Source organism: Candidatus Colwellia aromaticivorans (assembly GCF_003333305.1).
Classification (GTDB): domain Bacteria; phylum Pseudomonadota; class Gammaproteobacteria; order Enterobacterales; family Alteromonadaceae; genus Colwellia; species Colwellia aromaticivorans.
In genome coordinates, this window is the sequence record NZ_QOLD01000033.1 from 66,686 (window position 1) to 72,862 (window position 6,177).

The following is a 6,177-nucleotide window of genomic DNA, read 5'->3' on the forward strand; positions in this document are numbered from 1 at the left end:
TAATTTTTATTAGTTCTTAGGCAATACAACATAGCTAGCTTTAAAGGTTGCCGCTATTTTTTCACCGCAGTAAACATGCGCTACCAACTTAATACGCACTTTTTTTCCTTCGAGTAAATTATCAAATTGTCCTGAAACATCGTTTTGAACAACTTGCCCATAAGCTAGCCCTTTAATTGGCGCATGATATTTTATATTAGCCTCTGCTAACACAATATCTCCACGCAAGTTATCCTGTTTATGTTCCTGCTGCTTTGCTTGAAGAGCAAGATAAACCCAACCCCAGCCAGTTAGTGTTGCTAAGGTATAAATGCTGCCAGCAAACATAGTGTGATGTAAATTTTGATTAAAATCGGCATCACAAAAAGTCATTAGTTTTTTGCCATCATAATAACTGATTTTTAATTCCATCGCTTTGCTCAAAGGAATTGTTTTATGCCAAATATCTTGCAACGTTTGAGCAAGTTCCGTTTTGTGTAAAGGATGACCGCTCAATGTTTTTACCATGGTGTAATGTTTAATTTCATCAAAAAGTATATGAGAGAATTTTACTTTTTTGTATCCATATTTTTGATAAAAACCTACCGCATCTTCACGGGCATTTAGCGTGATTTCCTTCATACCCAATTGGCTAGCTTGTTGCTCTAAAGCATTAATTACTTGCTGACCTAACCCTCGGCCTTGCGCTGTTTCGCTTACCGCCATAAAACGAATTTTCCCCTGAAATTTATCCGTTTTTTCTAAACGGCCAACAGCTAATATCTCACCTTGATCAGTGATAACCATTTTATGAATGGCTTGTTGCTCATACTCATCTTGCTCACTACCTTGCTCTTGTTCCCAAGGTTTCCTTAGTATTTGCCAACGAAGCTGATAGTATTGTGTCCATTCATCAACAGTTTTAGGTGAACGTAGGGTATTCATTGGCTATCCTTATATTAACTTAACGATTTTTATATCAATTCATGAGCGCTTAAATAATTATGCAATTATCCAAACACATAGCACAAGGAAAATTACTGTATTTAAGTCAAGGGGAAGAAAGTCTATCAGTTAGCGAGAATAAACATTTTCGTTGGTTAGCATTTAACAATGATAAAGGTGAGCAGGTTATTCAAAGTGTTATGCATAAACGTAAACCATGGCAATTAACACTACCACATCAAACAGCGCTGTTATTACCTCTATTATTTTTCAAGCCAAAAAACATTGTTGAACTAGGTTTGGGTGGAGGAAATCTTGATCGTTTTTTAGCTCATACCTGTACGAATATATCGATAACAAGCATAGAATATAGTTCAACCGTCATCGAAAATTTCACCCGTTATTTTAACCCTGAAAAAGTAAAAATAGAGATCATTCATAGCAATAGTAATGACTGGTTAGCGCGACAAGAAAAAATCCCCCTTGATTGGCTTATTTCTGATGTATACCAACATAAAGAGCAAGATTTCGATCAAACAATTAAACAGCTTGAGTGTTTACTCGACAACATCGATAGCAACGGTTGCCTTTCTATAAATTTACCCGATGCAACTGACAATGAAGTTAATTTATGTCTAACTGTGTTGCAACAGTTATCTAGCGAACATAATATTATTTATTTTCATATTCCAAACTATCTCAACATTGTGATTCACTTAATCCCTAAGCATTGGCAAACATTTAAGTTATTAAAACGAAACAAAAACAGCTATTTACCCCATCGGCTATTTTTACAATGGCGAAAATTTTGGCTATATGGTAATGAAGTAAGTCACGAAGTAGATTTTAAATACTCAGGGTAAAAGTCACAGGGCCATCATTTAATAAATTCACCTTCATGTCTGCAGCAAATTCACCTGTTGGCACTTTAAAGCCTTGCTCTCGTAATTGCTGACAAAAGTACTCATATAAGTTTTTGCTAAAATCGGGTTTTGCTGCGGTGGTAAAGCTGGGACGTAAACCACTATTCGTGTCTGCAGCAAGCGTAAATTGTGAGACCACTAAAATATCGCCATCAACTTGTTTTACATTCAAGTTCATCTTGTCATTGTCATCATTGAACATTCGATAACTTGCAACTCGCTCGGCAAGACGCTTTGCTTTAGCTTTAGTATCTTGTGGCTCAACCGCTAAAAACACTAATAATCCTTGTTCAATTTCACCAATCACTTGGTTATTAACCGTAACACTTGCGCTGCTCACTCGTTGTAGTAACGCTATCATTTATTTATCCCTTCAGCTTCTAATTCATATTCCTGTAAAGACACGGTAATTAAAGCGCCTCCTAAAACAATAATCCAAGATAAATAAACCCATAAGAATAAAATAGGCACTATAGCCAAAGCCCCATAAATAGCTTGATAAGAAGGAAATGCCGTTAAGTATATTGCAAAAATTTTCTTAGCAAATTCAAAAAAAACTGCCGCAACCAAAGCGCCTGATAACGCATATTTAAAGGGTACCCTAGTATTTGGGACTAGCATGTACAACAGCACAAAAGCAGCCAAAGAAGACAGCAAGGGTAACAACCTAAAAAACAAGCTGGTTATGCCAAAACTATCATCAATTCCTAATGAAACCAGAGAAACAATATACGAGGTAATAGCGATACTTGCCCCGACAAGGAGTGGTCCTAAGGTCAATATCATCCAATACATCGAAAAAGAGGTAATAACTCTTCTTTTCTTAGTTACTTGCCAAATATTATTAAAAGTTTTATCGATAGCAGAAATCAATAATAAAGCGGCAACAAATAGAAACGAAAGAGCAACCGCTGACATTTTTGAAGCATTATCAACAAATGAAGATAAGTACTGTTGCACTAAATCACTCGCTGTTGGCACAAAGTTATCATAAATAAACTGCTCAACACTTTGATGAATTTCTGCAAAAATGGGGAAAGCTGTCGCTACAGAAAGCGCGACGACCATCAGAGGCACTAGCGACATCAAGCTAACATAAGATAGATAGCCGGCAACCACTTGTAATTGTTCTTGCTTGACGCGTCTTAGTAAATAATGAAAAAACGACATATAATGACGCCAAGGTAAAGAATGCTGTAAACCCTTTAGTAAACTCATATTTTCTAAAAATTAACTTATTTTTTAGTCGGTATTATTATATTATGACAGTCGTTCGAAGTTTACTAGTTGATTCAAGTTTTTAGGAGATATAATGGCGGGTCAAGGTTCAACAGGCAATGTTATTGCGGCTATTTGTAATGTTTTTTTTCCCGGTTTAGGGCAGCTTGTACAAGGGAGAATATTGCCCGCTATCATCTTTGCCATTATTTGTGTCGGTGGTTATGCTTTATGGTGGCTCGTTGTACCTGCAATAATTGCAGGGCTACTTCACATATGGTCAATAATAGATGCCGCAACATACAAAAGTAGCGATTGAGTATAGAGTAAAGGCATCAACTTGGCCCTAGATCCGGTGGTAAATGTCACATCAGTTTCTTCTTAATCATTCATATTTTGATTACTTCCTATAAGCAAAGCTGACATCTGCTAAATTTGATGAATCAATGCTTATCCTTGACTAAAAATAGAACTAATACCAATTGAAATAACCTGAGATCGGCCTAATAGATGTTACTCTGGCAGTTATTTCACAAAAACACACAGCCAACCGATAAATTTATGGCCTGTTTATTGCCTTATAATCGTAAAATCATTGTATTTAGAATGCAGAAGTGACGATTTACATTGATAAAAATGATAAGCTGACACCTTACAGCCTTTAATATATAAGCCTAGGAGCCTAAAATGAGTGGAAACCAAACCCGCCTTCAAGCGATCGATCAAATCACTAACCGTGCACCAATGTCGTGCAAAATGACTGACCCGTTGAAGCAAATTTGGGCAACCGATGTTTTTAACTTACAAAAAATGGAAGATGCATTATCTAAAAAAGCGTTCAAATCGATTAAAAAGACCATTAATTCAGGCGAAGCACTAGACGCTGCTACTGCAGATATTGTCGCTGCCGCAATGAAAGATTGGGCTTTATCAAAAGGCGCTAAATTTTTCTCCCACGTTTTCTACCCAATGACCAACATTACCGCAGAAAAGCATGATGCATTCATTCTGACTAACTCTGAAGGTAATGCGATAAATGAATTTACTGGTAGCTTGTTAATTAAGGGCGAACCGGATGGTTCTTCTTTTCCTAACGGTAGTTTACGTATGACTAACGCTGCGCGTGGTTATACCGCATGGGATCCAACAAGCCCAGCTTACATTCAGCATACCGCTAATGGCGCGACATTAATGATTCCAAGTGTTTTCATGTCTTGGACTGGGGAAGCGCTAGATAAGAAAATTCCTTTATTGCGTTCAAATTCAGCAATGAATGAAGCGGCACAAAAAGTACTTAAGTTAATGGGCGAAACTGATATAGCTAACCTAGACTCAAGCGTAGGTCCAGAGCAAGAATATTTCTTAATTGATGAGAATTTTGCAAACAGTCGCCCTGATTTATTATTAGCAGGTCGTACTTTATTTGGTGCTGCTCCAGCTAAAGGTCAACAATTTGATGATCATTACTTTGGTGCTATCCCTGCACGTGTTCAAGTTTTCATGCAAGACTTTGAAGACAAGTTATACCGTTTAGGTATCCCTGCTAAAACTCACCATAATGAAGTAGCACCTGGCCAATTCGAAATTGCCCCTTATTACGGAGCAGCAAACGTTGGCGCGGATCAACAACAACTTCTAATGACTATTATGAAGCAAACAGCTAAAGAACACGGTTTCTTATGTTTGTTACATGAAAAGCCATTTGCGGGTATCAACGGCTCAGGTAAGCACGTTAACTGGTCTGTTGGTAACAGTACTCAAGGTAACTTATTAGATCCGGGTAAAACACCACACGACAACTTAGAATTTTTATTATTCTGTGGTGCTGTTATCCGTGGTGTACATAAACATGGTCCATTGTTACGTGCTGTTATTGCTTCAGCAGGTAATGACCATCGTTTAGGTGCTAATGAAGCTCCACCCGCTATTCTTTCTGTTTACTTAGGTGACCAATTAGAAAAAGTATTTGAAGAAATTAAAACAGGTAAACTTACCGGTTCTACCGATGGCGGCGAGATGGATCTTGGTCTTGACCAAATCCTTAACTTTGACCGTGATCCAGGCGATCGTAACCGTACATCTCCTTTCGCTTTCACGGGTAACCGTTTTGAGTTCCGTGCTGTAGGTTCTGAGCAATCAGTATCTGGCCCATTGGTAGCGATGAATACCATGCTTGCTGATTCATTAAACTGGATTGCTGAGAAACTAGAAGTTGCATTGACTACTCAAGATCAAACTGCTGCTGTTATTACAGTATTAAAAGAGTTGATGGAATTACACGGTAACGCTATTTTTGGCGGTGACGGTTATTCACAAGAGTGGCACACAGCAGCTGTTGAAGAACGTGGTTTGAAAAACATTCCAACGACTGCAGATGCATTACCTGCATTTAAATCTTCAGAAGTTATTGAGTTATTCGAAAGCACAGGTGTTTTATCTGCAGTTGAATTAGAAAGTCGTTACGAAGTCTATGCAGAGCAATATAACTTAGCAATTGAAGTTGAAGCAAAATTAGTAAGCGATATAGCTAAAACTAAGATTTATCCAGCAGCTGTAGCTTATTTATCTGAATTAACGCACGCAGCATCTTCTGTATTAGATTTAGGTATTGAATTTGATACTACAATCACTAAAGAAGTTGCAGAGCACGCGAATGGCTTAATGGCAGCAGTAGCTAAAATTGACAGTGAAGTTGTTAAACATGACTTTGCCGATACTGAAGCACATATGCGACATAGTGCTGACGTGCTTTGTCCATTAATGGCAGAAGCTCGTGTACACGGTGATGCGCTTGAATTGTTAGTCGCTGATGAATTATGGCCACTACCTAAGTACTCTGAAATGTTATTTATCAAATAATAACGCTTTATTTACTACAATTTAGTAGTAACAATGAGTAATAAAAAGAGCCTATATGGCTCTTTTTTTATAGCTGTTACTTCTTAATATAGCCATGTAAAGCAGTTCATAATTAATTTCAGACATATCGAGTAGGGTGAGGCTCATGCCTCATCCCTCTCACAGAACCGTACGTACGGACCTCGTATACGGCTCATGCAATTTACTATTTCTCATCACTTTGATCAGTAATAAGAAGCGAGAACGCCTGTTT

At 37.7% G+C, this 6,177-nt stretch carries 6 protein-coding genes; 3 read left to right on the plus strand and 3 right to left on the minus strand.

All coding sequences use genetic code 11. The features are described from left to right. Positions 1–9 precede the first annotated feature (9 nt). On the minus strand, positions 10–924 hold the full coding sequence (locus tag DWA31_RS05400) for a bifunctional GNAT family N-acetyltransferase/hotdog fold thioesterase (RefSeq protein WP_114325622.1): 915 nt from the start codon (positions 922–924) through the stop codon (positions 10–12). A 59-nt stretch (positions 925–983) separates the two neighbouring features. Here DWA31_RS05400 and DWA31_RS05405 point away from each other — a divergent pair, with 59 nt between their 5' ends. After that, positions 984–1,787, plus strand: a complete 804-nt coding sequence (locus DWA31_RS05405; RefSeq protein ID WP_114325623.1) for a class I SAM-dependent methyltransferase — start codon at positions 984–986, stop codon at positions 1,785–1,787. Here the strand turns inward: DWA31_RS05405 and dtd are convergent. After that, positions 1,771–2,208 (minus strand): D-aminoacyl-tRNA deacylase, encoded by a 438-nt coding sequence (dtd, locus tag DWA31_RS05410; protein ID WP_114325624.1) that lies wholly within the window; start codon positions 2,206–2,208, stop codon positions 1,771–1,773. The two genes, DWA31_RS05405 and dtd, sit on opposite strands and share 17 nt — an antisense overlap. Continuing rightward, on the minus strand, positions 2,205–3,017 hold the full coding sequence (locus tag DWA31_RS05415; protein ID WP_245942497.1) for a virulence factor BrkB family protein: 813 nt from the start codon (positions 3,015–3,017) through the stop codon (positions 2,205–2,207). The genes dtd and DWA31_RS05415 overlap by 4 nt, the downstream gene beginning before the upstream one ends. Before the next feature lie 142 nt (positions 3,018–3,159). Between DWA31_RS05415 and DWA31_RS05420 the strand changes: the two genes are divergently transcribed. Beyond that, entirely contained in the window at positions 3,160–3,384 is a 225-nt protein-coding gene (locus DWA31_RS05420) for a hypothetical protein (protein WP_114325626.1), read from the plus strand. A gap of 368 nt (positions 3,385–3,752) precedes the next feature. Then, positions 3,753–5,924, plus strand: coding sequence for a glutamine synthetase III family protein (locus tag DWA31_RS05425; protein WP_114325627.1), 2,172 nt, complete (start codon positions 3,753–3,755; stop codon positions 5,922–5,924). Positions 5,925–6,177 lie beyond the last annotated feature (253 nt).